This window comes from Microbacterium sp. WHRI 7836, from assembly GCF_040223885.2.
GTDB lineage: Bacteria > Actinomycetota > Actinomycetes > Actinomycetales > Microbacteriaceae > Microbacterium > Microbacterium oxydans.
Genome location: NZ_CP168171.1, coordinates 2,053,396 through 2,080,266 on the forward strand (window position 1 = coordinate 2,053,396; position 26,871 = coordinate 2,080,266).

Genomic DNA, 26,871 nt, shown 5'->3' on the forward strand with positions numbered 1-26,871 from the left:
GCCGGATCCACCGGGGGCTTGTCAAGGCTCCATGCGACCAAGGGTGCGGGAAGGTAGCGTGGGGGAATGCGCTACCTCTTCAGCACCGGACTTGTCGCTGCGATCTCCGCCGGAGTCTCCCTGCTGCGCGGCACCCGCGAGCAGCCCGTCACCTGGCGTGCCGTGCTGTCCTGGGTGAGCTGGGGCATCACGATGGCCCTCGCCGTCGGCGCCGTGATCGACATGAACCGCGAACGTCGCGGTGTGCTGGTGGACGCCGACTCCCCGCAGTCGGTCAAGAAGGCGAAGAAGGCCCAGCGACTGCAGTTCCGCTCGCAGAAGGCCCTCGCCGACACGCAGGACCACGCTAAAGACTCACGTCCCTGATCGGCCGCTGGCCGGGACCGTCGTCATCGGGTGAGGATGAGCGCCTCTCCCTGACCGCCGCCGCCGCACAGTCCGACCGCCGCGGTCCCCGCGCCCCGACGTGCCAGCTCGTGCGCGAGGTGCACGACGAGCCTGTTGCCTGAGGCTCCGATGGGGTGACCGATCGCGATGCCGCCACCATGGATGTTCACGATGCTCTCGTCGATGCCCAGCTCGTCCTGAGAACGTGCGACGACGGCGCCGAAGGCCTCGTTGATCTCGACCAGATCGAGATCGGACGGCGAGATGCCCTGTTTGGCGCACGCACGCTCGATCGCCCGCGCCGGTTGCGCCTGCAGCGAGTTGTCCGGTCCTGCCGTCTGCCCGCTCGCACCGACGGTCGCCAGCACGGGCCAGCCCTTCACCGTCGCGACGCCGCGGGTCGTCAGCACGACCGCGGAGGCACCGTCGGAGATCGGCGATGAGTTACCGGCGGTGATCGAGCCGCCTTCCGCGAACGCCGCTCTGAGTCCCGAAAGCGTCTGCACGGTCGTGTCGGGTCGTACGCCCTCGTCCTTCGTCACGCGCACGGGCTCACCCCGTCGTTGAGGAACGTCCACGGCGACGATCTCCGCGTCGAACACTCCCGACTCCTGCGCTGCCGTCGCGCGCTGGTGGGAGAGAGCCGCGACCTGGTCCTGCGCCGCCCTGGTGAGTCCGAAACGCGCGTTGTGCCGTTCCGTCGATGCTCCCATGCTCTCCTGGTCGTACGCGTCGGTGAGCCCGTCGTATGCCATGTGGTCGAGCACCTCGACGCTTCCGTATGTCCAGCCGTCGCGGGAACCCATCAGCAGGTGCGGGGCGCGCGTCATGGATTCCATGCCCGCGGCGACGACCACTTCGGCATCACCCGTGCGGATCATGCGTGCGGCGTCGATGATCGCCGTCAGCCCCGACAGACAGACCTTGTTCACCGAGTGCGCCGGCACGTCCCATCCGATGCCCGCGCCGATCGCCGCCTGCCGCGCCGCGTTCTGTCCCGACCCGGCCGCGAGCACCTGACCGACGACGACGGCATCGACATCGTCGGGATCGATCGTGGCCTGTTCGAGCGCGCCGCGGATCGCCAGTGATCCGAGCTGAGGCGCTGTGAACGCGGAGAGCTGCCCCTTAAGGCGTCCCTGTGGGGTGCGAGCAGCGGCGACGATGACGACGTCGTTCTCAGTCATGGTGCGTGGTCCTTCCGTTGTGCAGTGCGCGGGAGACGATGAGGGGTGGCTCCGTCGCGGCGACGACGTCATCGACCGTGACGTCCGGCGCGGTCTCGACGAGCACGAGTCCCTCCGATGTCACGTCGATCACGGCGAGGTCGGTGATGATCCGGTCGACGACGCCTCGACCCGTCAACGGCAGGGAGCACTCCTCGACGATCTTCGCGGAGCCGTCTTTCGCGACATGCTCCATGAGCACGATGACCCGGCCGGCGCCGTGGACCAGATCCATGGCACCGCCAGGGCCCTTGACCATCTTGCCGGGGATCATCCAGTTCGCGAGGTCTCCCGCTGACGAGACCTGCATCGCCCCGAGGATCGCGGCATCGATCTTGCCGCCTCGGATCATGCCGAAACTGGTCGCCGAGTCGAAGAAAGCCGCCCCGGGGAGAGCGGTCACCGTCTCCTTTCCCGCATTGATCAGGTCGGGATCGACCGCGTCCTCCCGCGGATAGGGGCCGACGCCGAGGATGCCGTTCTCCGACTGCAGGACCACGGTGACACCGGGCGGCACGTGATTGGGCACCAGAGTGGGGAGACCGATGCCGAGGTTCACGTAGGCGCCGTCCTGCAGCTCGGCCGCAGCGCGGGCGGCCATCTGCTCGCGGGTCAGTGCCATGTCAGGCTCCTTCCACGGCGACGGTGCGCCGTTCGATGCGCTTGGGGATGTCGGTGCCGACCTCGACGACGCGGTGCACGAAGACGCCGGGAAGGTGGATGCCATCGGGGTCGAGCTCCCCCGGTTCCACCAGCTGTTCGACCTGAGCGATGCAGACCCGTCCCGCCATGGCTGCGAGCGGGTTGAAGTTGCGCGCAGCCTTGTTGAACACGAGGTTGCCGTGTCGGTCGCCGCGGGCGGCGTGCACGAGCGCGAAGTCGGTGGTGATCGCCTCCTCGAGGACGAACTCACGCGGGGCCCCGTCGACCTCGAAGGTGCGCACGTCTTTGGGGGCCGAGGCGACGGCGATCGTGCCGTCGGGGTTGTACCTGCGCGGCAGTCCCCCCTCTGCCACCTGTGTGCCGACCCCGGTCTGGGTGTAGAAGGCGGCGATCCCCGACCCGCCGGCGCGGAGCTTCTCGGCGAGGGTTCCCTGCGGTGTGAGTTCGAGCTCCAGTTCCCCGCTCAAGAACTGACGCTCGAACTCCTTGTTCTCGCCCACATAAGACGAGGTCATCTTGCGGATCCGCCGCGCGCCCAACAGCACACCCAGACCCCAGTCGTCGACCCCGCAGTTGTTGCTCACGACGCTCAGGCCCGTGGTGCCCTGTGCGAGGAGCGCCTCGATGAGTGCGATCGGGTTACCGGAGAGACCGAAGCCGCCGACCGCCAGCGACGCCCCATCCCTGATGTCGGCGACAGCTGCCTCGGCAGACTCCCAGTGCTTGTCGATCACGTCGGCTCCTTCGATCCCGTGCTCTCCCCAGCATCCGTCCAGAGCACCCGCCCGGAGAAGCAAGATCTTGTGATGTGGCAGAACGTAGAGGTAGCGTCCACATCATGGAACCTCTTGCAGCCGTGCCCGGCGCTCAGGCTATCGCCAGAGCCGCACGCCTGCTGCGTCTGGTGACGGCCGCCGGCGCCGAGGGCGCCTCGCTGCAGGAGCTGGCGCGCGGCGCAGACCTCTCGCGCTCCACAGCGCACCGCCTGCTGAGTGCTCTCCGCGCCGAGGGCCTGGTCGACCGCGATGGCGAGAGCACCCGGTGGATGCCCGGTCCTGAGCTCTTCCTGATGGGATCCGTCGCGGCCGCTCGGTACGACGTGACTGCTCTCGCCCGCGACGTGGTCCGCTCACTCGCCGTCAAGACCGAGGAGAGCGCGTTCCTCTCCGTACGTCGAGCGGATGAGACGGTCTGCCTCCTCCGCGAGGAAGGCTCGTTCCCCATCCGTTCCTTCGTGCTGAGCGAGGGCGTCCGCTTTCCTTTGGGCGTCGCGAGCGCCGGCCTCGCCATTCTCGCCTTCCTTCCGGACCACGATGTGGATGGTTACCTCGAGCGTCACCCGGACCTCGAGAGCGCGTGGGGACGTGCCCACGGCATGCGCCCCCTTCGCGCGCGCCTCGCGGAGACCAAGGAACGGGGATACGCGGTGAACCCCGGATTGATCGTCGAAGGCAGCTGGGGACTCGGCGCCGCCGTGTTCGATCGCTCGGGGCGCCCCGAATGGGCATTGAGCCTCACCGGTGTGGAGTTCCGCTTCGGCCCTGACCGGATGGCCGAGCTCGGCCGCACCCTCCTGGCACACGCACATCAACTCTCCGCGCGCATCGCCACCGCCCGACGCTGACGGTTATTCATACCAGGGGGTATATACTTGCTGGTATGAATCGCACGGACGTCATCCCCTCCCTGGTGCTCTCGGCGTACGCGCTCGGCCGTATCGCCGCGCAGGACGCCGGAAACGACGCGCCAGCGGCGCAGTGGCGTGTGCTGAGCCTGCTCGAGCAGGCAGGCTCCCGGCGCGTCGGCGAACTGGCTGCCGCCGCACGGACGACCCAACCCGGAATGACGCGTCTCCTCGGCGGCCTGGAGCGAGAAGGACTCATCCTCCGCTCCCCCGACCCGGACGATTCCCGCGCGACCGTCGTCGACATCACCGCGCAGGGGACCTCGGCGCTCGCCGCCTGGCGAGCCGAGTTCCGCGACACTCTCGCTCCACGCTTCGCCGCTCTGGACGACGAGGAGTGGGCCGCCCTCACACGTGCGGCGGAGATCCTCGCCGCGCATACCGCCACTGATCGAACAGGAGAACCTCGGTGAACACCGCCGCCACCCCCTCGGTGTGGAAACAACCGGCCCAGGTCTGGGCCGTCGCATTCGCGTGCGTCGTCGCCTTCATGGGCATCGGACTCGTCGACCCGATCCTGCCCGCGATCGCCGAATCGCTGCAGGCCTCTCCCGTCGAGACCGAGCTGCTCTTCACCAGCTATCTCCTCGTGACAGGTCTCGCGATGCTCGTGACCAGCTGGATCTCCAGCCGCATCGGAGCCAAGGCGACGCTGCTCATCGGACTCGCGCTGATCGTGGTGTTCGCACTGCTCTGCGCACTGAGCGGCAGCGTCGACGCCGTCATCGGCTTCCGTGCTGGGTGGGGCCTGGGTAACGCGCTCTTCATCTCGACGGCCCTCGCCACGATCGTCGGTGCCGCGTCAGGCGGCAGCAGCGCGGCCATCGTCCTCTATGAGGCCGCCCTCGGCCTGGGCATCGCCGTCGGTCCGCTCCTCGGTGGCCTCCTCGGCGAGCAGAGCTGGCGTGGACCGTTCTTCGGAGTGGTCGCGCTGATGGCGATCGCCTTCGTCGCCGTGCTGGTCCTGCTGCGCGGTCCGGGCGAGAAGCGCGAGCCCGTCAAATTCTCCGCACCGTTCAGCGCCTTGCGCCGCCCGGCACTCGCGGTGCTCGCGGTCACGGCCCTGTTCTACAACATCGGCTTCTTCGTCCTCCTGGCCTTCTCCCCGTTCCCGCTGGGCTTCGGCGCGATGGGCATCGGCTTCACCTTCTTCGGCTGGGGAGTCGCACTCGCGGTCACCAGCGTCTGGGTCGCACCTCTCCTCATGCGCCGCATGCCCAGGACGCGCATCATCCTGGTCGTCCTCCCCCTGTTGGCGGTCGATCTGATCGCTGCCGGGCTCGTGGTGGAGAATGCCGCGGCGCTGGTCGCCTGCATCGTGGTGGGCGGGCTTCTGCTCGGCGTGATGAACACCGTGCTCACCGAAGCGGTGATGGAGGCGACCGATCTGCCGCGCTCCGTCGCTTCGTCGGCGTACTCCGCCGTCCGGTTCCTCGGAGGCGCCATGGCTCCCCCGATCGCCGCCCTCCTGTGGCACGCGTTCAACGCAACGGTTCCCTATCTGTTCGCCGCGGCCTCCGTCCTGCTGGCCGCGCTCACCGTCTTCCTGGGTCGGCGGGTACTCGCCCACATCGACGACGAGCCCGACGACACGGTGACGGAGGATGCGGCGGCCATCCTGGTGGGAGACGCCGGCTGATCCGGACTCCTGGCGTCGGAGTGGTCACCGAAGACCGCTCCGACGCCAGGGCACGAGCGTTGGATATCGTGGATCGATGACCGAGACCCCCGCACTCCCCGAACGCAGCAGGCAGGTGCACCGGCAGCTCCTGGAGGCAGGCGTCGATGTCCGGATCCGGGTGCTCCCCGAGTCTGCACGAACCGCAGCCGAAGCAGCCGCCGCGATCGGCTGTGAGATCGCGGCGATCGCCAACAGCCTGGTCTTCGTCGCGGACGATGTGCCGGTGCTGGTCATGACCAGCGGCGGGCACCGGGTGGACCTCGACGCGCTGAAGGCGAGCATCGACGCGGAGGAGGTGACGATGGCTCCGCCCGCCCTGGTCCGCTCGGCGACCGGCCAGGTCATCGGCGGCGTCGCACCCATCGGTCACCCGACACCGCTTCGCACCTATATCGATGAGGCGTTGCGGGCCCACGACGAGCTGTGGGCGGCGGCAGGCCATCCCCACACGGTCATGCCCTTGACCTTCGACCAGGTCACCGCCCTGACCCGGGGAACAGTGATCTCCGTCGCATGATCTCTATCGCGTGATCTCCGTCGCGTGAGTTCCGCCCCCTCACCTCACGCAGGGGCCGGGCCCGCATCCGGGCACGCTGCGATTCACCCTGAGAGCCGGGTCGCGAAGCGCATGCTCCACGACCCGGCTCTCTCGACGATCAGCTGTGTGCTGCCCGCTTCCGAGCACGAACGGCTCCGAGCAGGGTGAGGGCGATTCCGAGCAGGAGCGCCGATCCTCCGGCCCACAGCAGCCCACCGGGGGCATCGGCGCCCGTGGTCGCCAGCGACGATCCGCCCGTGAGGGGCAGCTCCTTCGGCGGAGAGACCACGGGCGGCGGTGTCGTCGGCGGTGTCGTCGGCGGAATGACCGGCGGCGTCGCGGTCGCGGAGTTGGTGAGGGTCACCGAGAGAGTCGCACCGGCGCCGACCGTGATCTGCGCCCCACCGTCGGGACGCACCTGCACACCTGTGCCCGAGAACGCGGGTGTTCCCCAGTCGATGCCTTCGATCGCGGGCGGGGTGAGCTCGACGAGGGTGACCACGGTGCCGGCGGGCAGCGTGATCAGCGGCGAGGTGGCGCCGGCGGTGATGGCGACCGTCCGCTCGACGACCGGATCGCCGTAGCTGTACCGCACCGTGTACACGGAGTCGGCGGGCACAGTCGGCGCGCCGGATCCGGACATCGCCTTGGTCACGGTGAATGCCCCGGTGGCGTCGCCGTCGCCGGTTCCCCCGCCCGTGACGTTCCACACTTCCTTGTCCTCGAGCTTGATCCCGTTCACGTCGGCGGTGTTGGCGAAGGTCGCCCCGTCCACATGGGTGCTCGGCACGGTGAAGTACTTGACGAAGTAGATCCGGGTCGGGTCGATCGGACCGGGGATCTCGAGGTGGAATGCCGTGCCCTCAGCGTTCCACGACCCCGTCCAGTCCGTGATCGTCTGCGAGTCCTGATCCTGCATGGTGGCGCTGCGCACAGCGAGCTGGCCGTCCTCGTTGTGGTGCTCGGCGAGCCCGTCACCGGCGCCGACGAGGGTGTCATCGATCACGATCGACTCCGCTCCGGCGAAGCTCGCTCCCGGGAGGGCCAGTTCCCACGCGATCCTGCCGTCGTCCGTCTGCCAGGACCACTTCTGCGGTTCGGTGGGCAGCGGTGCGGAGGGTCCGATCCCCCCGCCGGGGAGCTCGACCGGTGTGATCGTGCCGTCGACGGTGAACTCGACGGTCGACTGCGTCGTCTGCTCATCCGCAGAGGCGACGAACCACAGCGAACCCGTGACGCCGGTTCGGCCGTTCACGTAGTCGGTGAGGGTGCACGTCACGACGGGAGCCGCATCCGTGCTCACCGTGCACTGGGCGATCGCCACGCTCGGGTCCTCAGCCGATGGCACGGAGAAGGAGGTGCCCGCGCGGGCGAACTCCTTCGGGAGTGTGAACCCGAACGTCTGGCCTCCTGTCGCTCCGTCCGGCACCGCCCAGTCGGCATCGACACGCACCTGATCCCACTGCGAGACGCCTCCACCGCCGTTGACGGTCGTCACGGTGATCGACGCAGGATCGATGGCCGCGGGATAGTCGTACTCCGCTGCCGAAGCGCTCCCGGCGCCGGCGAGAGTGATCACGGCGGTGAGCGCCGCGGCGGCCGCAGCGATCATCGCGGTTGTCTTTCGGCGCACGACGGCGCCGCCATTTCTTTCGTACAAGATCTTCCCCAGTTCTTGATGAAGCCCGCGGCTCGGTGCTGACGCTGTGGAACGGCAGTACGGAGGCGCAAGGCATGTGTCCCCATATGAGAGACGACGGGGTGCGCGATCTATTACGCGATTCTCGAACTCTTCTGAGCAGGAGGCGATCGGAGTCGTGCTCGACGAGGCGTGGGAAGGTGCTCAGGAAGCAGAAAAGCCTCGGTAGATGGCGAGATCTACTGAGGCTGTTCCGTGCACCCCCTGGGACTTGAACCCAGAACCCACTGATTAAGAGTCAGTTGCTCTGCCGATTGAGCTAGAGGTGCGTGGCCCGGGATAACCCCGACCGAGGAATTACATTACCAGCCGACCGGGTCCATGTGAAATCGGCGTCGGCACCCGGGCGCGCCGCGACGATGAGAGACCGCAGACATGGTCTTTCGGCCCTCGGGCGCCGCGGAGTCGACGACTATTCTTAGACCGTGAACACCTCTCCCCACGCCGATGCCCTGCGTCACGACCTCGAACTCGCGCTCCGCCTGGCTGACGCCGCGGACGCCCAGTCCCTCCCGCGTTTCGACGCATCGGATCTCGAGATCTCGACCAAGGCCGACAACTCGCATGTGACGGATGCCGACCTCGCCACGGAGCGCGCGATCCGCAGCATCCTCGAGCAGGAGCGGCCCGAGGACGGCATCTTCGGCGAGGAGTTCGGCGCCCAGGGCAGCACTCAGCGCCAGTGGATCATCGACCCGATCGACGGAACCGCCAACTTCCTCCGCGGGGTCCCGCTGTGGGGAACGATGATCGCCCTCGCGGTGGACGGCGTGCCCCAGGTCGGTGTGGTCAGCATGCCGGCGCTCGGTCGACGCTGGTGGGCGTCGACCGGTGGTGGCGCCTGGACGGACGGCGAGAACGGACCGCGCCGGATCCAGGCGTCCTCGGTCTCCTCCCTCGACGACGCGAGCGTGAGCTTCCAGAGCATCGCGCAGTGGTCGGATGCCGGGCGCCTCGACACGCTCCTCGCGGTCGCCGCACGGGTCTGGAGGGACAGAGCGTACGGTGACGTGTACTCGTACATGCTCCTTGCGGAGGGCCGCATCGACATGGTGGCCGAGTTCGGCGTCAAAGAGTACGACATCGCTGCTGCCGTCCCCATCGTCCGAGAGGCCGGCGGCCGGATGACGGCGATCGACGGCGCGGAGACGATCAGCGCGCGCTCGACACTCGCAACCAACGGGACTCTGCACGAGGAGTTCCTGAGCTTGACGCAGAGCTGATCGGCCTGCTGCAGCCCGACCGGAACGACGAGGCCTCGCGATGAATCCCCGCATCATGTCCGCCGCCGCGGGCGTCCTGCTGCTCGTCGCAGCGCTCTCCGCGTGCGCGGCCCCCGAGCCAGGCCCCTCCTCGACGCCCGACGCCGGCGACACGCGCCCGTCACAGTCCCCCGCCCCGCCCTCCTCGCCGACATCGCCGGACGCCGAGGAAGAACTCACGTGCGAGTCGATGATCTCCGATGGCACCGTCACCGCGCTCGCTGATGCCGGTTGGACCGCCGAGACGAAGGAGTTCGTCGCCGGCGGCGTCGAGCTGACCGAAGGACTGCTCTGCTTCTGGGCCGACTACTCCGTCGGTTCGGATCACGGACAGCTCTACGGCTGGTCGGCGATCGACGGTGCGGACGCCGCGACTGCGCAGGCCGCTCTGCTCGCCGAGGGGTGGAAGCGAGAAGACGGCCCTGACGGCGTCTACTTCACAGAGGATGCGCAATACGCGATGGGCACCGACGAAGACGGCTACGGGATGACGTACCTGTTCGGGGACGGCTGGGTTCGGCTCGCCGACACTCGGCAGGGACTCATCCTCATCGAATGGCCGCGCTGAAGACGCTTCAGCGACCCGGCGACCCCATCGAGCTCTCGAGAACACGGCCGAACGTCCGCGAGACGGGCGGCGTCCACAGGAGCACGATGATGCCGGTAGCGACCACTGCAGTGAGCGCGGCGCCCCAGTCCCAGCGGTCTCCCCACACGAGCACCACGGTGCTGAGTGCGACGGCGAGGCCGAGGAAGATCGTGAGCATGAGGCGGGAGAGTCCGCTTCCTCGGCGGACGCCGGCGGCGACGGCCAGGATGAGCAAGCCGAACAGCGCAATCGCGGCTCCGGTGAGCGAGAAGGCGGAGGTGCTCGCATCCGGGTCGTAGCGCCCCAGGAACACGAGGATGCCGAGGGCCGTCGCCAGTAACCCGGAGCCGTAGGCGAGGACGGCGACCACCGTCGTGATCACGGTCGCGACGCCGGAAGGAACGGGATCGGACGGCGTGGGTGCATGCGTCGCCGCACCGTGGGTGGGGTTCGACGCCGGGGACAGCACGAGACGACGATGCAGCAACCGGACCACCTCGATCGCCAACACCATCGCGATCGTGATCCCGGTGAGCGCGACCGCGAGCTCCGCGCCGGGATCGACGAGCACGAAGAACTGGCGGGCGAGCGGGATCGTGAAGACCGCGACGAGCAGGACGAACATCGCACCCACGACAGCCACCTTGAAGCGGTTGAGCGGACGGGAGAGAACGGCCAGCACCCAGATGCCGACGACGGCCAGGATCACAGTGGCTCCGGTGCGCAACTGCTCCTCGTGCGCCCCGAGCCCGCGGGCGACGAACGTGTACCAGGTCAGTCCCAGCGCGACGACGACGCCTGAGGGTATCGCGAAGCTCAGCGAACGGCGGAGGAAGCCCGGCTGGTAGCGGGCAGCGTTCGGCATGAGCGCGAGGAAGAACGCGGGAATGCCGATCGTGAGGCCATCGGTGATGGAGAGCTGGCGCGGCAGGAATGGGAACTCGAGGACGAACACTCCGAAGATGATCGCGAGCAGCGTCGCGTAGACGGTCTTGTTCAGGAAAAGCATCGACACGCGCTCGATGTTCGCGATGACCTGACGTCCTTCGGCGACGACATCCGGCAGGTGCGAGAACTGCCCGTCGAGCAGCACCAGTCTCGCCACGGCCTTCGTGGCAGCTGACCCCGAGTTCATCGCGATTCCGATGTCGGCGGCTTTGATCGCGAGAGCGTCGTTGACGCCGTCGCCGGTCATCGCAACGGTGTGTCCATGGCTCTGCAGCGCGACGACCATCCGCTTCTTCTGTTCCGGTGTGACGCGGCCGAAGACCGTATGCCGGTCGAGCACATCGGCGAGCTCTGCGTCGTCGTCGGGCAGCTCCCTGGCGTCGAACCCGTCGGCCACGTCGAGACCGACTTCGCGGGCGATGGCGGCGACGGTGCGGGGATTGTCGCCCGAGATGATGCGGATGCCGACCTGTTGGCGTCCGAAGTACTCGAGGGTCTGTGCGGCATCGGGGCGAACCTGTTCCCGGAAGGTGAGCACCATGGCGGGCCGGAGTCCGCCGGGGAGCTGCTCGGAGTCGATGTCGGCCGACGAGAGCCCAGAGTCCGCGTGCCCGAGCACCAGCGTGCGCCGCCCTGTCTCCGCGAGGCCGGTCACCGTGCGCCCGAGCTCCGTGCGCGGTGACGTGGCCTCGTCGCCGAACACCATCTCCGGCGCACCCATCACCCATGTGCCGGAGACGCCGTCGAACGACACGGCGCTCCACTTCCGCGCGGACGAGAACGGAATGTATCCCGAGACCGAGAGCGGTGACGCGACCGGATAGGCCGCTCGCATCGACCGCGCTGTCGCGTTGGCGTCGGGAGACGCCGCATACCAGGCCAAGGCAGCCGCCGCGTCGTCGGTCAGCTCCGTCGCGGCATCGTCGAGAGAATGCACCGCATCGAAGCCGATCTCCCCCACGGTGAGCGTGCCCGTCTTGTCGAGGCAGACGACATCGACGCGCGCGAGACCCTCCACCGCCGGCAGCTCGTTCACGAGCACCTGCCTGCGAGCCAGTCTCGACGCGCCGACAGCGAAGGCGATGCTCGTCATGAGCACGAGGCCGAGCGGGATCATCGCCGTCAGGGAGGCGATCGTGTTGACGACGGCCTGCACCCAGGCATCGGTCGAGAACACCCTTGAATACCCACCGAGGACGAGGATCTGGGCGTTCAGTACCAGCAGGCCGACAGGGCCGATGATCCAACTCACCCATTTCAAGACCCGGTTGACCGACGTGCGAAGCTCGCTGGAGACCAGGGAGAATCTCTTGGCCTCTCCGGCGAAGTGATTCGCATACGAGTCAGCGCCCACCCGCGTGGCGATGGCCGTCCCCTCCCCGGCGACGACCACGGCGCCGGACAGCGCATCGTCGCCGGGCTGCTTCTCCACGGGGTCCGATTCGCCGGTGAGCATCGACTCGTCGATCTGCAGGCCGCGCGAGGTGAGGACCCGCGCGTCAGCCGGGACCTGCTCGCCCGCTCTGAGCACGAGCACGTCGTCGAGCACCACCTCTCCCGGTGCGATCTCCCGCTCGTCGCCGTCGCGCAGCACCAGTGCGCGCGGAGCGTTCATCAGGGCGAGCCGATCCAGAGCCGACTTCGCGCGGAACTCCTGGATGCATCCGATGATCGCGTTCGCGAAGGCCGCGAGACCGAAGAGAGCGTCCTGCCACCTTCCGACCAGGAACAGCACGAAGAAGCAGGCGAACACGATGCCGTTGAAGAGGGTGAAGACGTTCGCGCGCACGATGCTCCACGCGCTGCGACTGGTGTCCGCGACGAACGCGTTCGTCTTGCCCGCAGCCACCCGCTCCGCGACCTCGGTTTCGGAAAGGCCGTCCGGGCGCGCAGAAGCAGTGGTGTCCACAGACCTCAATATAGACGCGAAGAGGCCCGCCTCCCCTTGTTTCCAAGGGGAGGCGGGCCTCATTCCTGTGACAGCGACCTTGTGGAGCTGGGGGGAATCGAACCCCCGTCCAACGCTGAGTCTCCACGCCTTCTCCGGGCGCAGTCTGTGAAGACGTTCTGCTCGGCTCCGACCTTTGTCACAGACACCTAAGTCGACGAGCCCAGCCTGGGAAGAGTCCCACGTGACGTCCAGACGCCATCACGCAGCAAGATTCCTAGATGACGCCAGGATCCGTATCGGAATCACATACGGCCTGACGGACTATCGGGCTCGCTTATGCAGCGAGGGCGAAGTCGTTGCGCTTGGTTTCGGCAACTATTTTTTTGCAGAGAGCGTTTACGAGATAACTCTGCATCCTCGGCCCGCTTCTCGTGGATTCACAGGCGCTGTCGAAACCGATCAGCCCCGTGGCCCTTCTCTCGAAGGAGCCGCTGTCACACTGTGGAATTACCATCTCGGGCGGCGACCGCCCGAGCATCTCAGACTACAACGTTCTCCGCCGCTGCACCATTCCCCTGTCGCACCGAGGGCTGGCGTAGAGTCGCCCCATGAGCAGCGAAGTCACCGTCACCGTCCGCGGCGAGCACGAGGCGCGAGTGGCGCCCGAGCGCGCCACCGTCAACGTGAGCGTTCGCACCGACGGCTCCGAACGAACCGACGTCGTCGAGAGCGCACTGCGGCTCGCAGACCCGGTGCGCCACAGCATCAGCGATCGATCGGATGCCGGCACCGTGGTCGACTGGTCGAGCAAGCGCATCTCCGTTCGGGCCGAACGCCCCTGGAGCAGCGAGGGCACACGACTCGATCCCGTGTACTACGCGAGCATCGACTTCACGGCGACGTTCGCCGAGGCCTCGGAGCTCTCCCTCTGGGTCTCCGACGTGTCAGCCTGGGACGGCGTCGAGATCGGCTGGGTGGACTGGCACCTGACCCCGGAGACGCGCACGCAGGTGGAACGTGACGTCGCCGCATCGGCCGTCGGCGTGGCTGTCACACGCGCCGAGGCCTACGCCGGGGCGCTCGGCCTGGATGAGGTCACCCCGCTGGAGATCGCTGACGTCGGCCTCATCTCCAGCGGGCAGCCCGCGCCCGGCGCCCCGATGCTCAAGGCCCGAGGAGCCGCGGCATTCGCCGCCGACTCTGCACCCGCCATGGAGTATGAGCCGGAGGAGATCGTGATCTCCGCCACCGTCGAGGCCAGATTCCTCGCCCGCTGACCGATCAGATCTGTGCGACGAAGGGCGCGAGCTCCGCAGCCAAGCGCTCCGAGACGCGCGCATGCACAGCCGTGCCGTCCTCGCGGTGCTCCACGGAGAGCAGCATGCCCGACTCGTGGATCGATGCGACGAGGTCGCCACGATCGTACGGAATCACCGCTTCCACCTCGACCGCGGGCTTCGGCAACGCCGCTTCGACCGCTGCCCGCAACTCTGCGATCCCCTCGCCCGACCTCGACGACACGAAGTGAGCGTGAGGTTGCAGGCCACGGAGGACGAGACGCTCATCCTCCGTGATCAGGTCGGCCTTGTTGAAGACGACGATCTCCGGCAGGTCTCTGACGCCCACGTCGCCGAGGACGTCACGCACCGTCTGCAGCTGCCCCGCAGGATCGGGGTGCGACCCGTCGACCACGTGGAGCACGACGTCGGCCTCACCCACCTCTTCCAGAGTCGAGCGGAACGCTTCGACGAGCTGATGGGGGAGATTGCGGACGAACCCGACCGTATCGGTCAGCGTGTAGACGCGGCCGTCTTCCGTCTCCGTCCGGCGGACGGTGGCGTCCAGCGTCGCGAACAGCGCGTTCTCGACCAGGACACCCGCGCTCGTGAGGGCGTTGAGCAGACTGGACTTGCCGGCGTTCGTGTATCCGGCGATGGCGACGGACGGAATGGTATTGCGCTTGCGCTCGGCGCGCTTGGCATCCCTGGCGGGACCGAAGTCGCGGATCTGTCGTCTGAGCAGCGCCATCTTGGTGCGGATGCGTCGACGATCCAGCTCGATCTTCGTCTCACCAGGACCGCGCGAGCCCATACCTGCACCACCCGCGCCCACCTGGCCACCGGCCTGACGGCTCATCGAGTCGCCCCACCCACGCAGGCGTGGGAGCAGGTACTCGAGCTGAGCGAGCTCGACCTGAGCCTTGCCCTCACGGCTCTTCGCGTGCTGACTGAAGATGTCGAGGATCACCGTCGTGCGGTCGATCACCTTGACCTTCACGACGTCTTCGAGCGCACGCCGCTGACTGGGCGCGAGTTCGGTATCGGCGATGACCGTGTCGGCTCCGACCGCGGCGACGATGTCCTTGAGCTCCTGCGCCTTGCCCCGACCGAGATAGGTTGCGGCATCAGGGTGCGGGCGACGCTGCAGCACACCGTCGAGCACCACGGCGCCGGCCGTCTCGGCGAGGGCGGCGAGTTCTCGGAGCGAGTTCTCCGCGTCTTCCTGGGCTCCCTGGGGGTAGACGCCCACGAGGACGACGTTCTCCAGCCGCAGCTGCCGGTACTCGACCTCGGTGACGTCCTCGAGCTCCGTCGACAGACCTCCGACGCGTCGAAGCGCATGACGGTCCTCCAGATCCCACTGCGCGCCGTCTGCGCTCCCGTGTGATGCGGTCGATTCGTCCTGCAGCGCCTGAGCGGCGCCGAACACTCGGACGTCCGAGCGCTTCTCCGCGTTCGCGAGCACACGATCGACCGTCTGATCGTCGGTGGAGGGGGTTGTGGTCTCCGTCATCCGTTCCTTGTCTCTGGGTTTCGTTGCGAGCCTTAACCTTAGCCCGCGGTGTCCGGTACGCTCACCGTATGGGGTCAGATCACTACTTCACTGCGGCCCCGGCAAGCCCCGAGAATCTGCGCAAGATCCGTGTGACTCTCGCGGGTCGAGAGCTGGAAGTCACCACCGCCGGTGGCGTCTTCAGCCCAGACCGTCTCGACGCCGGCACTGCAGTGCTCCTCGCCAACATGCCCCCGGTTCCGCCGGGCGGCGATCTTCTCGACCTCGGCAGCGGCTGGGGGCCGGTGACGCTGTCGATGGCTCTGGCTGCTCCCCACGCGACGGTCTGGGCCGTCGACGTCAATGAGCGTGCCCTCGATCTCGTGCGTCGCAACGCGGCAGCTCTCGGGCTCACCAATGTCAACGCTTCGCTGCCCGACGATGTTCCCGAACACGTGTCATTCCGCACGATCCGCTCCAATCCGCCGATCCGCGTCGGCAAGAACGAGCTCCACGGGCTTCTCGAACGGTGGATCCCGCGCCTCGATGAGCGCAGCGACGCCTGGCTGGTCGTGCAGCGCAATCTCGGAGCCGATTCTCTCCAGCGCTGGATCGGATCGACGTTCCACCCCGGCTACAGCGTGTTCCGAACCGCCACGGGCAAGGGATACCGCATCCTCAAGGTGCGAAAGCACGGAAACCCGCCGACGGAGCCGATTCTCCTCAGCTGAGCAGACCGAGGCCGAGTCGATCCGCGCGATGGCCGGACGGAGCCGTCAGACGAGGTCGACCTCGCCCTGGAAGACGAGTTGCGCCGGCCCCGACAGGGCGACGTGCTCGCCGTCTTCTGCGGGGAACATGCGAACGCCGAGCGTACCTCCAGGCACCTCGACCTGCCAGTTGCTCGGAGCGTTCGCTCCCGCCCAGTGCCTGACCGCGAGTGCCGTCGCGGCGACACCCGTGCCACAGCTGAGGGTCTCCCCAACACCACGCTCGAACACCCGCATGCTCACGTGACCGATTCCATCGCGCACGAGCGGCTCACCCGGAACCACGAACTCGATGTTCGCGCCCTCGGGGAGCGGAGGTTCGAGATCGGGCGCCCTGTGCAACTCGAGTGACGCGAGCTCGGCCTCCGAGGCGAGGGCGACCACGACGTGCGGGTTGCCGACGTCGATACCGAGTCCCGGTCGCGTCACGGACAGGCCGTCGACACGAACCAGCGGGTCATCGCCGGAGAGCTTCCAGCGCCCGAGATCGACCTGGTATCCGGTAGCGCTTCGCGTGACATCGCGCACGCCCGCCCTCGTCCCGATCGGCAGTGTGGAGCCGGGTTCGATCGTCGCCAGACCTGAGCGGACGAGGTAGTGGGCGAACACGCGGACACCGTTCCCGCACATCTCGGCGATCGATCCGTCCGCATTGCGGTAGTCCATGAACCACTCCGCCTGTGGCTCCTCCTCCAGAGTCGCCACGCCCTCGGGGATGGCCGAGGACCTCACGACACGGAGAATCCCGTCGGCACCGATGCCGAAATGACGATCGCACAGCACCGCGACCTGCTCGACGGTGAGGTCGAGCTCGGCGTCGGGGTCGGCGATGATGATGAAATCGTTGCCCGTGCCGTGACCCTTGGTGAATGCGACCATGGTTCCAGTCTAGGGATCGTGAAGAGCAGCTCCCGTCACGAACGCCCGTCGCGAGCAACCCGATAGCGCCCGCAGAGGAAGTTGCGATTGCGTGCCACCTCCAGCAGTTCGAGGTCGAGCCTGCGCGGAAGCAGCGGGGCGCCAGAACCGAGCGTCACGGGGGCGTACTGCACCCAGACCTCGTCGAGCAGTCCGGCATCGGCGAACTGGCCTGCCAGGTCTCCCCCACCGACGACCCAGAGATCTTTTCCTCCGGAGGCCTCCTCCATCTGAGAATGCACCGTCCGGACGTCGGCCTGGGTCAGCCGCACGTCTGCGCCCGTGGGCAGATCGAGCTCGCGGTGAGTGAACACCCACGTGGGTTGCGAGTATCCCCAACGCCCCTCTTCGTGGCGCATCACCCACTCATACGTCGAGGCCCCCATCGCCAGGGCGCCGATGTTCCGCTCGAACCCCGTGTAGGCCATCGGTCCGTCCTGGTCGATGTCCTGCGTGAGCAACCAGTCCAGCGAATGCTCGTCGGTGGCGATGAATCCGTCGAGGCTGGATGCGGTGTAGAAGTGAGTCGTCATCCGTCGAGACTGTCAGGGACTACCGACATCGCAGGCCACCGACATCTCAGATCAGGACGGGAGGAGCGCAGCAACCTCCGCGGGGGCGTCCCACCACTCGAGGTCGGGATACCGCTTGAACCACGACACCTGTCGACGGGCGTATCGCCGCGTGAGGGCCTGGGTCTGCGCGATGGCCTCGTCCTGCGTGAGACGACCGTCGAGCTGGTCCAACGCCTGCGCGTAGCCGATGGCGCGCGGCGCTGTTCCTCCGCGCTCGAGCCCGCGGGAGCGCAGCCCGGCGACCTCGTCCGGCAGACCTTCGGCCCACATGCGCTCGACCCTGGCGTCGAGGCGCTCCACCAGTGCGGGGCGATCGACGCGGAGTCCGACCAGTCTTGTGTGCGGGTGCCACAGCACTGGCGTGTCGGGCAGCGCCGCACCATGTGTCGCGCTCCCCTGTTCCAGCACCTCGAGAGCGCGGATGACGCGGCGGGGGTTGCGCGGATCGACACGGTCGGCCGCTTCGGGATCCAGCCCGCGCAGCCGCTCGATCATGACCGCGGCTCCGAGCATCTCGAACTCCTGCTCGAGGCGCTCGCGCAGCGCCGTGTCCCGCGGCGGGAAACGGAAGTCGTAGACGACGCTCGACACGTACAGGCCCGAGCCACCGACGAGGATCGCATCACCCCCGCGGCGGTGGATGTCCTCCACGGCGGCGCGCGCTCGGGGCTGATACCACGCGACAGCCGCGTCCTCATCGACATCGAGCTCGTCGAAGAGATGATGCGGGATCCCCCGCCTCTCCGCCGACGACACCTTCGCTGTGCCGATGTCCATGCCGCGGTAGAGCTGCATGGCATCGGCGTTCACGATCTCAGCCGGGTTCCCTCGGGCTCGCAGCGCCTCGGCCAGCTCTATCGCGAGGTCGCTCTTCCCGGTACCGGTCGCCCCGACGATCGCCCAGAGGCGAGGTTCGGTCACACCCCGACGCGCAGTGTCGGAAGCCCGAGTGACACAGCCTTCTTCTCGCCGCTGCCGCTCGGAGCGGGTACCGCGCACGACTCCGACTGCGAACGGTCCCAGGCGTCTCCGCCTCGAGTGCGACGGATCTTGAGAGGCGCTCCCGTCGGGTCGTCTGCGAGCAGGTGGAACGGAGCTCCATGGGTCACCGTCACGGTGACGACGTCTCCTGGACGAGGAAGGTCCGACCCCGGTGTCACCTCGAAGTGCACGAGTCTGTTGTCCTCCGCGCGACCGGTGAGCCGGTGGGTCTCGGTGTCCTTCTTGCCCTCACCCGTGGAGACGAGAACCTCGATCTGCCGACCCACCTGCTTCTGGTTCTCTTCCAGCGAGATGCGCTCCTGAAGGGCGATCAGGCGGTTGTAGCGCGCCTGGACTATGTCCTTCGGAACCTGGTCCTCCATGGTCGCCGCAGGCGTGCCTTCGCGGATCGAGTACTGGAAGGTGAAGGCGCTGGAGAAACGAGCCTGCTCGACGACACGCATGGTGTCTTCGAAGTCCTCCTCGGTCTCCCCCGGGAACCCGACGATGATGTCGGTCGTGATGGCGGCGTTCGGGATGCGCGCGCGGACGCGGTCGAGGATCCCGAGGAAGCGCTCACTGCGGTAGGAACGTCGCATCGCTTTGAGGATGCGATCGCTCCCCGACTGCAACGGCATGTGAAGCTGCGGCATGACGTTCGGAGTCTCCGCCATGGCATCGATCACGTCATCCGTGAAGGCTGCGGGGTGCGGGCTGGTGAATCGGACGCGCTCGAGGCCTTCGATCTCACCGGCCGCGCGCAGGAGCTTGCCGAACGCCTGTCGATCGCCGAATTCGACGCCGTAGGAATTCACGTTCTGCCCGAGAAGCGTGACCTCGATCGCACCGTCTTCGACCAGAAGCCGGATCTCGTTCAGGATGTCGCCGGGACGACGGTCCTTCTCCTTGCCGCGCAGGCTGGGCACGATGCAGAACGTGCAGGTGTTGTTGCACCCGACCGAGATCGACACCCAGCCGCTGTGCGCCGAGTCTCGCTTCGTAGGCAAGGTTGAGGGGAACACTTCGAGCGACTCGAGGATCTCGAGTTCGGCATCCCCGTTGTGGCGGGCGCGCTCGAGCAGCCCCGGAAGGGAACCCATGTTGTGGGTGCCGAACACGACATCGACCCACGGCGCCTTGTCGAGCACAGCCTGCTTGTCCATCTGTGCGAGGCAGCCGCCGACGGCGATCTGCATCCCGTCTTTGCGGCGCTTGACCGACGCGAGATGGCCGAGTGTGCCGTAGAGCTTGCCTGCGGCGTTGTCGCGGACCGCGCAGGTGTTGATGATCACCACATCGGCTTCCGCACCGTCGACTGCCCTGACGTAACCTGCGCTCTCCAACGAGCCCGAGAGGCGCTCCGAGTCGTGCACGTTCATCTGGCACCCGAAGGTGCGTACTTCATACGATCGCTGTCGTCCGTCGACGTCGACGGCTGCCGACGACGCGCCGATGATCGTCGGTTCGCTGCGCGGGATAGTCATGATCACCCCATTGTACGAGCCGTTCCCGTGCGGAAGCGGCGCTCACTGCTTAGTCGGAATCGACGAACCGCACCCCTGAGGTCGCTCCGCCGAATGAAGCCTCGCGCAGCGCGACCTTCGCCGCCTTCATGGCGACCGCTCCGTTGTAGCCACGACGAGAAAGCTGTCCCACCAGACGACGGAGCGCCGCGTCGGGGTCGAGTCGAGTCATCGACCGCGCCTTGGTGCGGGCGAACTCCAGCGCGCGTTCGTCGTCGTCGTCCGGAAGCTCTTCGAGCGCGCTATCGATGACCTCACGCGGAATCCCCCGCTGAGCGAGCGCGCGAGACAGAGCGACTCTCCCCTGCCCCTTTCGATCCACTCCCGACCTCACGAGGACGCCGGCCAGGGCCGCATCATCGAGGTAACCACGACGGCAGAAGTCCTCGATCACATCGCTGATCGCACTGCCATCGAGGCCCGCACCACGCAGCACCTGCCGGGCTTCAGAGATCGACAACGACCGGGCTCGCAGCTTTCGCAGGAGCGACTCCTCGGCCGCGACCCGGATCTCATCGTGTGACGCCTCTTGCTGAGTCGCGCCGTCTCCTTCCGTCGCGTCGAGCGCGCGGAGCCTGGGAGCCGACCGCGAGGGATGAGAGCTCCTGGCGCCGGAGGGATCCCTGCGCCCGCGCGCCGGATGGCGCTCACTCGGGGTTCCCGTGTGAGCTGCATCGTCGGCTGTGTCGATGGAAGCAGGGTCGCCTGGAGGAGAGTCCCAGGTCGTACGCCAGACCGCATCCCCGTCGCCTCGCGATGATGGCAGTGTCGCTGATTCGCCGTACTGCGTGACCGGCGTGGAAGGCGTCGCTCCTGGTTTCTTCGCTGTTCCGCCGAAGAGGGGGATGATGGGGGCGATCCGGTCTGGATCGCCCCCACGCGAGTCGTTCATCAGGCCGGACGACGCTCTGCGAGCTCATCGGCAGCGGCCGGGGCAGCGGACGGCCCGCCGATACCGAGCTTCTGCTTGATCTGCGTCTCGATAGCCAGAGCGATGTCGGGGTTATTGAGCAGGAACGTGCGTGCGTTCTCCTTGCCCTGACCCAGCTGATCACCGTCATAGGTGTACCAGGAACCCGACTTCTTCACGATGGCGTGTTCGACGCCGAAGTCGATCAGGCTGCCTTCGCGGGAGATGCCGACGCCGTAGAGGATGTCGAACTCCGCCTGCTTGAACGGCGGCGCCATCTTGTTCTTCACGACCTTGACCCTGGTGCGGTTTCCGACGGCATCGGTTCCGTCCTTCAGCGTCTCGATACGACGGATGTCCATGCGGACCGAGGCGTAGAACTTCAGCGCCTTACCGCCGGCGGTGGTCTCGGGGGAACCGAAGAAGACGCCGATCTTCTCACGCAGCTGGTTGATGAAGATCATGGTGGTGTTGGTCTGGTTCAGACCACCGGTGAGCTTACGAAGGGCCTGCGACATGAGTCGCGCCTGCAGACCCACGTGTGAGTCGCCCATCTCGCCCTCGATCTCGGCACGAGGCACGAGCGCCGCGACGGAGTCGATGACGATGAGGTCGATGGCTCCGGAGCGCACCAGCATGTCGGCGATCTCGAGCGCCTGCTCACCGGTGTCGGGCTGCGACACCAGGAGAGCATCGATGTCGACGCCCAGCTTCGCGGCATAGTCGGGGTCGAGCGCGTGCTCGGCATCGATGAACGCCGCGATTCCCCCGGCGCGCTGAGCGTTGGCGATCGCGTGCAGCGTGAGAGTCGTCTTACCCGAAGACTCCGGTCCGTAGATCTCTACGATTCGGCCACGCGGCAGTCCTCCCACGCCGAGGGCGACGTCGAGGGCGATGGAGCCGGTCGGGATGACGGCCACAGGGGCACGCTCATCGCTGCCCAGCCGCATGACCGAGCCCTTTCCGAACTGGCGGTCGATCTGAGCGAGGGCGGTCTCGAGGGACTTCTCGCGGTCGGCGGGTGATGGCATGATGTGCTCCTTCTGCGCGCGTGATGCCGCCTGTAGGCTGTCGCGGCTCTTCCGGTTGGGAGAAACTCTCCGACAAGGCGTAATGGCTCTTCGGCTTGTTTCCACCGTAGGAGGGACCACCGACATCGGTGCGACGATCTCACATACAGTGCAGAACAAACGCTCTGGACCACTTGTGCAGAAGACTACGCCCGCTTCGAACGGATCTTCGACGACACGCCGCAAATGGAGTGTCGTGTTCCGTAGCGGGCGGACGAGGAACGTCGGTCAGCGCCGCCGCGGCTCCTGCCGTCCGACTCCGTGGCGCCTGTCCTCGGGAACGTCCATCTCCGCGCACAGCGCCAGCCAGATGTCTCGCGGCGGCGTGCCGTCGGCGAGAGCTTCGAGAGCGGTACGCCCACCTACGGCACTCAGGCCGAGGTCGTTGACCAGAGAGGAAGCCCTCAGCCCGAACTCGGTCTCGACGGCGCGAAGGAACTCGCTACGACGCATCACCACCCCATTCGGGGGTCAGTGCAGCGAGAGCTGAGGCTCGACCGACGCCACGAGGTCGTCGGGAACGACGTCAGGGAAGACCTGAATGCCCTCGAGCACCGAAATGCGGTCACCGACTTCGCGCATGATCGTCGAGATGGGGACGTCGAGAGCGTCTGCGACCGAGGCGAGGATCTCGCTCGAAGCCTCTTTCTGACCGCGCTCCACCTCGCTGAGGTAGCCGAGTGCGACCGATGCCTTGCTGGCGACCTGCCGGAGCGTACGCCCCTTCTGCAGGCGGAAGTCCCTCAGCACATCGCCGATTTCCTGTCGTACAAGAATCATCGGAACCTCCTCCCCATGTGTTCGCTCGAGGTCTCCCCCGATGAGACAGCCAGTCTAGTACCCCTGGCGTGCACAGAATCTACTCCTGCACTCTGTGGTTTACGTGTGAGCACATCAGAGACAACCAGCCGCAGGGCTCTGCTATTCCGAGAGCAGGGCGAGCATCTCCTGGAGTGCCGCGTCCACCGCCTGCGCCCGGATCGATTCCCGGTCGCCGACGAAGAGAAAGGCCCTGGTCCGCGATGCCGCGGGGGTGACGACGCCGATGTGCACCGTGCCGACGGGCTGCCCGTCCGGAGACACCGGTCCGGCGATCCCGGTCGTGGACACCCCCACATCGGCAGCCTCGCCGTCGACGCCGACGACGCGTCTGACGCCGTCTGCCATCTCCAGTGCGACCTGCGGATGCACCGGCCCGTATCTCGACAGCAGGCCCTCATCCACGCCCAGCACGGACGACTTGACCGGCGTGGCATATGCCACGACGCCTCCGAGCAGAACGGCTGACGCTCCGGGAACCGCGACGAGATCGGCGCACAGGGCGCCCCCGGTCAGGGATTCGGCCACGCCGAGCTTCCATCCTCGTCGGCCCAGCGCAGCGAGGACCTCGGCTGCCGCCTGACTCATGACTTCCGGCGCGACCCGCGTACCTGCGCCACGACGTAGTCGATGCCGCTCGCCACCGTGAGGACCAGGACGATGAGCATGAGGATGAACGTGATCAATGTCCAGGCGTCGAGACCGATGACGTCGTGCAGCGGGAGGAGTGCCCACCCGAGCGCCACCCCTTGGAACGCGGTCTTGATCTTGCCCATCCAGGCCGCGGCCACGACGTGTTCGCTGGCCACCATGAGCCGATGGATCGTGATGCCCCATTCGCGCACGAGGATGATCGCGACGATCCACCAGTTGACCTCGCCCAGAATCGCGAGCCCGATGAAGCCGGCACCGGTGAGCATCTTGTCGGCGATCGGATCCCAGAGCTTGCCGAAATCACTGACGATGTCGTACTTGCGGGCGAGGTACCCGTCGACCCAGTCCGTCGAGATCCCGACGATGAAGATGACTCCGGCCGCCCAGCGGAGACCCGGGTCCGAGAACCCATAGGTGCCACCCAGCAGGAGCAGGACGAAGAAGACGACGGCCAGCGGGATGCGCGCGACCGTGATGGCGTTGGGGAGCTGCCGTGGGATCGCCATCAGTCGCGTCCCGTCAAGCCCCAGGCATCTTCGTCGCCCTCAGCTTCCACCTCGGGAAGACCCTCGTACTGAGCCGCGATCGGGTCATGCGCCTGCGGGAGCGGCGGGACGGGCGGAACCGCAGGCGCAGCCGATGCCGATGTCGGTGCCGGAACGTCGTCTCCGCGCAACTTGGCCATCACCTGCGGGAGCTGCTCGGCGGTCGCCAGCACGTCTCGCGCCTTCGACCCCTCGGAGGGGCCGACGATCTCGCGCGACTCGAGCAGATCCATGAGACGACCTGCCTTCGCGAACCCGACGCGGAGCTTGCGCTGGAGCATCGACGTCGATCCGAACTGCGAGGAGACGATGAGCTCGGCGGCTGCGAGCAGCAGCTCCAGGTCATCCCCGATGTCCTCGTCGACTTCCTTCTTCTTCGTCGGCTCCATCGCCTCCTGCACATCCGGACGGTAGTCCGGACGTGCCTGACGGGTGACGTGCTTGACGACCGCGTCGATCTCCTTCTCATCGACCCACGCGCCCTGGAGGCGGAACGGCTTCGATGAGCCCATCGGCGAGAACAGGGCGTCACCTTGACCGATGAGCTTGTCGGCACCGGGGCTGTCGAGGATGACCCGGCTGTCCGTGACGCTCGTCACGGCGAAGGCGAGTCGTGACGGGACGTTGGCCTTGATCAGGCCCGTCACGACGTCGACGCTCGGGCGCTGAGTCGCTAGCACGAGATGGATGCCGGAGGCACGTGCGAGCTGCGTGATGCGGACGATCGAGTCCTCGACGTCGCGAGGGGCGACCATCATGAGGTCGGCGAGCTCATCGACGACCACCAGAAGGTACGGGTACGGCTTCAGGACACGCTCGCTGCCCACCGGGAGCTCGACCTCGCCCGCGCGGACAGCCCGGTTGAAGTCGTCGATGTGCCGGAAACCGAACGACGCGAGATCGTCGTACCGCATGTCCATCTCCTTCACGACCCACTGCAGCGCCTCCGCCGCCTTCTTCGGGTTCGTGATGATGGGCGTGATCAGATGCGGGACACCGGCGTAGCTGGTCAGCTCGACACGCTTCGGGTCGATCAGCACCATGCGCACGTCGGACGGGCGGGCACGCATCAGCAGACTCGTGATCATGGAGTTCACGAAGCTCGACTTACCCGAACCGGTGGAGCCGGCCACGAGGAGGTGCGGCATCTTCGCGAGGTTCGCGATGACGATGTTGCCGCCGACGTCTTTGCCAACGCCGATGGTCATCGGGTGCGTGCTCTTCTGCGCAGCGGGCGAGCGCAGCACATCGCCGAGAGCCACCATCTCCTTGTCGGCGTTCGGGATCTCGATGCCGATCGCGCTCTTGCCCGGGATCGGCGAGAGGATGCGCACGTCGTTCGAGGCCACGGCGTAGGCGAAGTTGTTACTCAGCTGCAGGATCTTCTCGACCTTGACGCCGTGGCCCACCTCGACCTCGTACTGCGTGACCGTCGGTCCACGGGAGAAGCCGGTCACCTTGGCATCGACCTTGAACTGCGACAGCACGCTGGTGATCTGCTCGATCACCTTGTCGGTCGCCTCTGAGCGCATGACGGGCGGCGGGCCTTCGACCAGGAGTCCGGGAGACGGGAGGATGTATGGCGTGACGGGGGCCTGCGGGCCGCGGTCGCCCGGACCATCGGTGCCGAACCCGTCGAGACCGGGTAGTTCCGGCACCTCTCCTGTCTCGGAGGAGTCATCAAGCAGGGCCGTGGTCTGCTGCTCGGCGAGCGAGTCGGCGACCGACCTGACCTCGGACAGCACCTCGGTGGCCGCGTCGTAAGGATTCTCGACGACCACTGCCTGGTCGTACGCAGGCGTGGGATCGGAGGTGGTCAGGAGCGCGGTGATGTCGTCGGAATCGAGTGTGCCCTCATCCGGGTCCTCTTCGCGGCCGGTCTTGTTCCGGCGCCACCACGGCAGTACGTCGGGGTCATCGGTCTTGTCCGCATCGTCGATCGCTGCGGCGTCCTTCGCCGGCTTCTCCGGTCGCTCCGCGTCGAACATCCAGGCGTAGAGGTCCCCGAGGCGCGAACCGATGCGATTCGGCGGTGTCTTGGTGAGGATCAGGATGCTGAGTGCCACGAGCAGCGACAGCACGATGTACGCCGGGATGTCGGTGAGGTACGTCAGCGGCTGCCCCACCAGCCAGCCCAGCAGACCGCCCGACTCGCTGAGCGCAGGCATCCCCTGGTTCGGATGCGGGCGAGGCCCTGCGACATGGAAGATCCCCGCGAGGGCGAGGACGAACATGCCGAAGCCGATGCCGATACGACCGTTGTCGTGGACGGAGGACGGGTGCCGGAACAGCCATCCGGCGAGCAGGAGGAGCAGCACGGGCATGATGAAGGCCACGCGTCCGACGAAGAGACCCACCGAGTAGGCACTGATGTTCGCTGCGACCTCGTTGCCGATGAAGAACCACTCGTTGACCGCACCGAGCACGGCGAGGAGCACGAGGAAGAACGGGAAGCCGTCGCGACGGTCGTCCTTCTCGAGGGTCTCAGGGCCGAACGCGCGGAAGAGTCCTCCGACCCCGTGCGCCAGCCCGACCCAGGCACGGACGGCGACGGGAGGCTTGTCGGCCTCGTCGATGTACTTCTTGGGAGCGGGTTGGGCCTTGCGAGCGGGCGTGGCCTTGGGAGCCGTCTGCCGCTTGGGGCGCGACGGTGCGCTCGTCGACGCGCGCTCTGTCTTCGTGGTACTCCTGGCCATGCTCTCACGTTACGTCCAACAGGCGACATCGCCGCGTAATGACGCGGCTTTCCACGGATCGCAGAGAGCG

The 26,871-nt window shown here is 67.1% G+C and carries 26 protein-coding genes, 1 tRNA gene and 1 other RNA gene; 9 read left to right on the top strand and 19 right to left on the bottom strand.

The features are described 5' to 3' along the window. The first annotated feature begins 66 nt into the window (after positions 1-66). A complete protein-coding gene (locus ABRP18_RS09850; protein ID WP_046748394.1) occupies positions 67-366 on the top strand; it encodes a hypothetical protein in 300 nt (99 codons plus the stop codon). A gap of 23 nt (positions 367-389) precedes the next feature. Here the strand turns inward: ABRP18_RS09850 and ABRP18_RS09855 are convergent, their stop codons facing one another. The 3 genes from ABRP18_RS09855 to ABRP18_RS09865 are packed head-to-tail and all read right to left on the bottom strand — an operon-like array spanning position 390 to position 3,010. Next, positions 390-1,574 carry an acetyl-CoA C-acyltransferase gene (locus ABRP18_RS09855; protein WP_141369890.1) on the bottom strand — a complete coding sequence of 395 codons (1,185 nt, stop codon included), beginning with the start codon at positions 1,572-1,574 and terminating at the stop codon, positions 390-392. Continuing rightward, positions 1,567-2,235: a CoA transferase subunit B gene (locus ABRP18_RS09860; RefSeq protein ID WP_174799781.1), complete on the bottom strand. Its 669-nt coding sequence runs from the start codon at positions 2,233-2,235 to the stop codon at positions 1,567-1,569. Before ABRP18_RS09860 ends, ABRP18_RS09855 begins: the two co-directional genes overlap by 8 nt. A gap of 1 nt (position 2,236) precedes the next feature. Then, positions 2,237-3,010: a CoA transferase subunit A gene (locus tag ABRP18_RS09865; protein WP_046748392.1), complete on the bottom strand. Its 774-nt coding sequence runs from the start codon at positions 3,008-3,010 to the stop codon at positions 2,237-2,239. A 104-nt stretch (positions 3,011-3,114) separates the two neighbouring features. Between ABRP18_RS09865 and ABRP18_RS09870 the strand changes: the two genes are divergently transcribed. The 4 genes from ABRP18_RS09870 (at position 3,115) to ABRP18_RS09885 (ending at position 6,158) form a co-directional block, all read left to right on the top strand. After that, positions 3,115-3,900: an IclR family transcriptional regulator gene (locus tag ABRP18_RS09870; protein WP_061017575.1), complete on the top strand. Its 786-nt coding sequence runs from the start codon at positions 3,115-3,117 to the stop codon at positions 3,898-3,900. A gap of 35 nt (positions 3,901-3,935) precedes the next feature. Beyond that, on the top strand, positions 3,936-4,373 hold the full coding sequence (locus ABRP18_RS09875) for a MarR family winged helix-turn-helix transcriptional regulator (protein WP_046748390.1): 438 nt from the start codon (positions 3,936-3,938) through the stop codon (positions 4,371-4,373). Next, positions 4,370-5,599: an MFS transporter gene (locus ABRP18_RS09880; RefSeq protein WP_349884560.1), complete on the top strand. Its 1,230-nt coding sequence runs from the start codon at positions 4,370-4,372 to the stop codon at positions 5,597-5,599. Before ABRP18_RS09875 ends, ABRP18_RS09880 begins: the two co-directional genes overlap by 4 nt. A gap of 76 nt (positions 5,600-5,675) precedes the next feature. After that, the gene (locus ABRP18_RS09885) at positions 5,676-6,158 is read left to right on the top strand and encodes a YbaK/EbsC family protein (protein WP_349884561.1); all 483 of its coding nucleotides are present in this window, start codon (positions 5,676-5,678) and stop codon (positions 6,156-6,158) included. A gap of 139 nt (positions 6,159-6,297) precedes the next feature. Here the strand turns inward: ABRP18_RS09885 and ABRP18_RS09890 are convergent, their stop codons facing one another. Then, complete coding sequence (locus tag ABRP18_RS09890; protein ID WP_061017570.1) at positions 6,298-7,791, bottom strand: Ig-like domain-containing protein; 1,494 nt, start codon at positions 7,789-7,791, stop codon at positions 6,298-6,300. Positions 7,792-8,074: 283 nt separating this feature from the next. Further along, positions 8,075-8,147, bottom strand: a tRNA-Lys gene (locus tag ABRP18_RS09895). A 156-nt stretch (positions 8,148-8,303) separates the two neighbouring features. Here ABRP18_RS09895 and hisN point away from each other — a divergent pair. Next, complete coding sequence (gene hisN / locus ABRP18_RS09900; protein ID WP_046748386.1) at positions 8,304-9,101, top strand: histidinol-phosphatase; 798 nt, start codon at positions 8,304-8,306, stop codon at positions 9,099-9,101. A 40-nt stretch (positions 9,102-9,141) separates the two neighbouring features. After that, positions 9,142-9,708, top strand: coding sequence for a hypothetical protein (locus ABRP18_RS09905; RefSeq protein ID WP_113680782.1), 567 nt, complete (start codon positions 9,142-9,144; stop codon positions 9,706-9,708). Positions 9,709-9,715: 7 nt separating this feature from the next. On the opposite strand, the gene ABRP18_RS09910 is transcribed toward ABRP18_RS09905, so the two are convergent. Continuing rightward, positions 9,716-12,586, bottom strand: a complete 2,871-nt coding sequence (locus ABRP18_RS09910) for an HAD-IC family P-type ATPase (RefSeq protein WP_349884562.1) — start codon at positions 12,584-12,586, stop codon at positions 9,716-9,718. Positions 12,587-12,665: 79 nt separating this feature from the next. After that, positions 12,666-13,035, bottom strand: a transfer-messenger RNA (tmRNA) gene (ssrA, locus tag ABRP18_RS09915). Positions 13,036-13,176: 141 nt separating this feature from the next. Here ssrA and ABRP18_RS09920 point away from each other — a divergent pair. Next, positions 13,177-13,845, top strand: a complete 669-nt coding sequence (locus ABRP18_RS09920) for an SIMPL domain-containing protein (protein ID WP_349884563.1) — start codon at positions 13,177-13,179, stop codon at positions 13,843-13,845. A gap of 4 nt (positions 13,846-13,849) precedes the next feature. On the opposite strand, the gene hflX is transcribed toward ABRP18_RS09920, so the two are convergent. Further along, entirely contained in the window at positions 13,850-15,361 is a 1,512-nt protein-coding gene (hflX, locus tag ABRP18_RS09925) for a GTPase HflX (protein ID WP_141369903.1), read from the bottom strand. A gap of 68 nt (positions 15,362-15,429) precedes the next feature. On the opposite strand from hflX, the gene ABRP18_RS09930 reads away from it, so the two are divergent. After that, positions 15,430-16,071, top strand: coding sequence for a class I SAM-dependent methyltransferase (locus ABRP18_RS09930; RefSeq protein WP_058630542.1), 642 nt, complete (start codon positions 15,430-15,432; stop codon positions 16,069-16,071). 45 nt (positions 16,072-16,116) lie between these two features. Here ABRP18_RS09930 and dapF read toward each other — a convergent pair whose 3' ends face one another. The 11 genes from dapF to ABRP18_RS09985 all read right to left on the bottom strand — a co-directional run bounded on the left by dapF (position 16,117) and on the right by ABRP18_RS09985 (position 26,801). Then, complete coding sequence (gene dapF, locus ABRP18_RS09935; protein ID WP_061017561.1) at positions 16,117-16,989, bottom strand: diaminopimelate epimerase; 873 nt, start codon at positions 16,987-16,989, stop codon at positions 16,117-16,119. A 35-nt stretch (positions 16,990-17,024) separates the two neighbouring features. Next, positions 17,025-17,561, bottom strand: coding sequence for a dihydrofolate reductase family protein (locus tag ABRP18_RS09940; protein ID WP_349884564.1), 537 nt, complete (start codon positions 17,559-17,561; stop codon positions 17,025-17,027). Positions 17,562-17,612: 51 nt separating this feature from the next. After that, positions 17,613-18,524 (bottom strand): tRNA (adenosine(37)-N6)-dimethylallyltransferase MiaA, encoded by a 912-nt coding sequence (miaA, locus tag ABRP18_RS09945; RefSeq protein ID WP_349884565.1) that lies wholly within the window; start codon positions 18,522-18,524, stop codon positions 17,613-17,615. After that, positions 18,521-20,068 (bottom strand): tRNA (N6-isopentenyl adenosine(37)-C2)-methylthiotransferase MiaB, encoded by a 1,548-nt coding sequence (gene miaB / locus ABRP18_RS09950; RefSeq protein ID WP_058630665.1) that lies wholly within the window; start codon positions 20,066-20,068, stop codon positions 18,521-18,523. The genes miaA and miaB overlap by 4 nt, the downstream gene beginning before the upstream one ends. A gap of 49 nt (positions 20,069-20,117) precedes the next feature. Then, entirely contained in the window at positions 20,118-20,567 is a 450-nt protein-coding gene (locus ABRP18_RS09955; RefSeq protein ID WP_227750933.1) for a regulatory protein RecX, read from the bottom strand. A 431-nt stretch (positions 20,568-20,998) separates the two neighbouring features. Further along, on the bottom strand, positions 20,999-22,048 hold the full coding sequence (recA, locus tag ABRP18_RS09960; protein ID WP_061017554.1) for a recombinase RecA: 1,050 nt from the start codon (positions 22,046-22,048) through the stop codon (positions 20,999-21,001). Between the two features lie 267 nt (positions 22,049-22,315). Further along, positions 22,316-22,540 carry a DUF3046 domain-containing protein gene (locus ABRP18_RS09965; RefSeq protein ID WP_113680796.1) on the bottom strand — a complete coding sequence of 75 codons (225 nt, stop codon included), beginning with the start codon at positions 22,538-22,540 and terminating at the stop codon, positions 22,316-22,318. 18 nt (positions 22,541-22,558) lie between these two features. After that, positions 22,559-22,867, bottom strand: coding sequence for a helix-turn-helix domain-containing protein (locus ABRP18_RS09970; protein ID WP_026049981.1), 309 nt, complete (start codon positions 22,865-22,867; stop codon positions 22,559-22,561). 141 nt (positions 22,868-23,008) lie between these two features. Next, positions 23,009-23,494, bottom strand: a complete 486-nt coding sequence (locus tag ABRP18_RS09975; RefSeq protein WP_349884566.1) for a CinA family protein — start codon at positions 23,492-23,494, stop codon at positions 23,009-23,011. Next, positions 23,491-24,066, bottom strand: coding sequence for a CDP-diacylglycerol--glycerol-3-phosphate 3-phosphatidyltransferase (pgsA, locus tag ABRP18_RS09980; RefSeq protein ID WP_349884567.1), 576 nt, complete (start codon positions 24,064-24,066; stop codon positions 23,491-23,493). Before pgsA ends, ABRP18_RS09975 begins: the two co-directional genes overlap by 4 nt. After that, on the bottom strand, positions 24,066-26,801 hold the full coding sequence (locus ABRP18_RS09985; RefSeq protein WP_349884568.1) for a DNA translocase FtsK: 2,736 nt from the start codon (positions 26,799-26,801) through the stop codon (positions 24,066-24,068). The genes pgsA and ABRP18_RS09985 overlap by 1 nt, the downstream gene beginning before the upstream one ends. Between the last annotated feature and the right edge of the window lie 70 nt (positions 26,802-26,871).

Coding starts and splice junctions, on each gene's coding strand:
- ABRP18_RS09850 (WP_046748394.1), top strand. CDS start 67: ATGCGCTACCTCTTCAGCACCGGACTTGTCGCTGCGATCTCCGCCGGA.
- ABRP18_RS09855 (WP_141369890.1), bottom strand. CDS start 1,574: ATGACTGAGAACGACGTCGTCATCGTCGCCGCTGCTCGCACCCCACAG.
- ABRP18_RS09860 (WP_174799781.1), bottom strand. CDS start 2,235: ATGGCACTGACCCGCGAGCAGATGGCCGCCCGCGCTGCGGCCGAGCTG.
- ABRP18_RS09870 (WP_061017575.1), top strand. CDS start 3,115: ATGGAACCTCTTGCAGCCGTGCCCGGCGCTCAGGCTATCGCCAGAGCC.
- ABRP18_RS09875 (WP_046748390.1), top strand. CDS start 3,936: ATGAATCGCACGGACGTCATCCCCTCCCTGGTGCTCTCGGCGTACGCG.
- ABRP18_RS09885 (WP_349884561.1), top strand. CDS start 5,676: ATGACCGAGACCCCCGCACTCCCCGAACGCAGCAGGCAGGTGCACCGG.
- ABRP18_RS09890 (WP_061017570.1), bottom strand. CDS start 7,791: ATGATCGCTGCGGCCGCCGCGGCGCTCACCGCCGTGATCACTCTCGCC.
- ABRP18_RS09905 (WP_113680782.1), top strand. CDS start 9,142: ATGAATCCCCGCATCATGTCCGCCGCCGCGGGCGTCCTGCTGCTCGTC.
- ABRP18_RS09920 (WP_349884563.1), top strand. CDS start 13,177: ATGAGCAGCGAAGTCACCGTCACCGTCCGCGGCGAGCACGAGGCGCGA.
- hflX (WP_141369903.1), bottom strand. CDS start 15,361: ATGACGGAGACCACAACCCCCTCCACCGACGATCAGACGGTCGATCGT.
- ABRP18_RS09930 (WP_058630542.1), top strand. CDS start 15,430: ATGGGGTCAGATCACTACTTCACTGCGGCCCCGGCAAGCCCCGAGAAT.
- dapF (WP_061017561.1), bottom strand. CDS start 16,989: ATGGTCGCATTCACCAAGGGTCACGGCACGGGCAACGATTTCATCATC.
- ABRP18_RS09940 (WP_349884564.1), bottom strand. CDS start 17,561: ATGACGACTCACTTCTACACCGCATCCAGCCTCGACGGATTCATCGCC.
- miaB (WP_058630665.1), bottom strand. CDS start 20,068: ATGACTATCCCGCGCAGCGAACCGACGATCATCGGCGCGTCGTCGGCA.
- recA (WP_061017554.1), bottom strand. CDS start 22,048: ATGCCATCACCCGCCGACCGCGAGAAGTCCCTCGAGACCGCCCTCGCT.
- ABRP18_RS09965 (WP_113680796.1), bottom strand. CDS start 22,540: ATGCGTCGTAGCGAGTTCCTTCGCGCCGTCGAGACCGAGTTCGGGCTG.
- ABRP18_RS09970 (WP_026049981.1), bottom strand. CDS start 22,867: ATGATTCTTGTACGACAGGAAATCGGCGATGTGCTGAGGGACTTCCGC.
- ABRP18_RS09975 (WP_349884566.1), bottom strand. CDS start 23,494: ATGAGTCAGGCGGCAGCCGAGGTCCTCGCTGCGCTGGGCCGACGAGGA.
- pgsA (WP_349884567.1), bottom strand. CDS start 24,066: ATGGCGATCCCACGGCAGCTCCCCAACGCCATCACGGTCGCGCGCATC.
- ABRP18_RS09985 (WP_349884568.1), bottom strand. CDS start 26,801: ATGGCCAGGAGTACCACGAAGACAGAGCGCGCGTCGACGAGCGCACCG.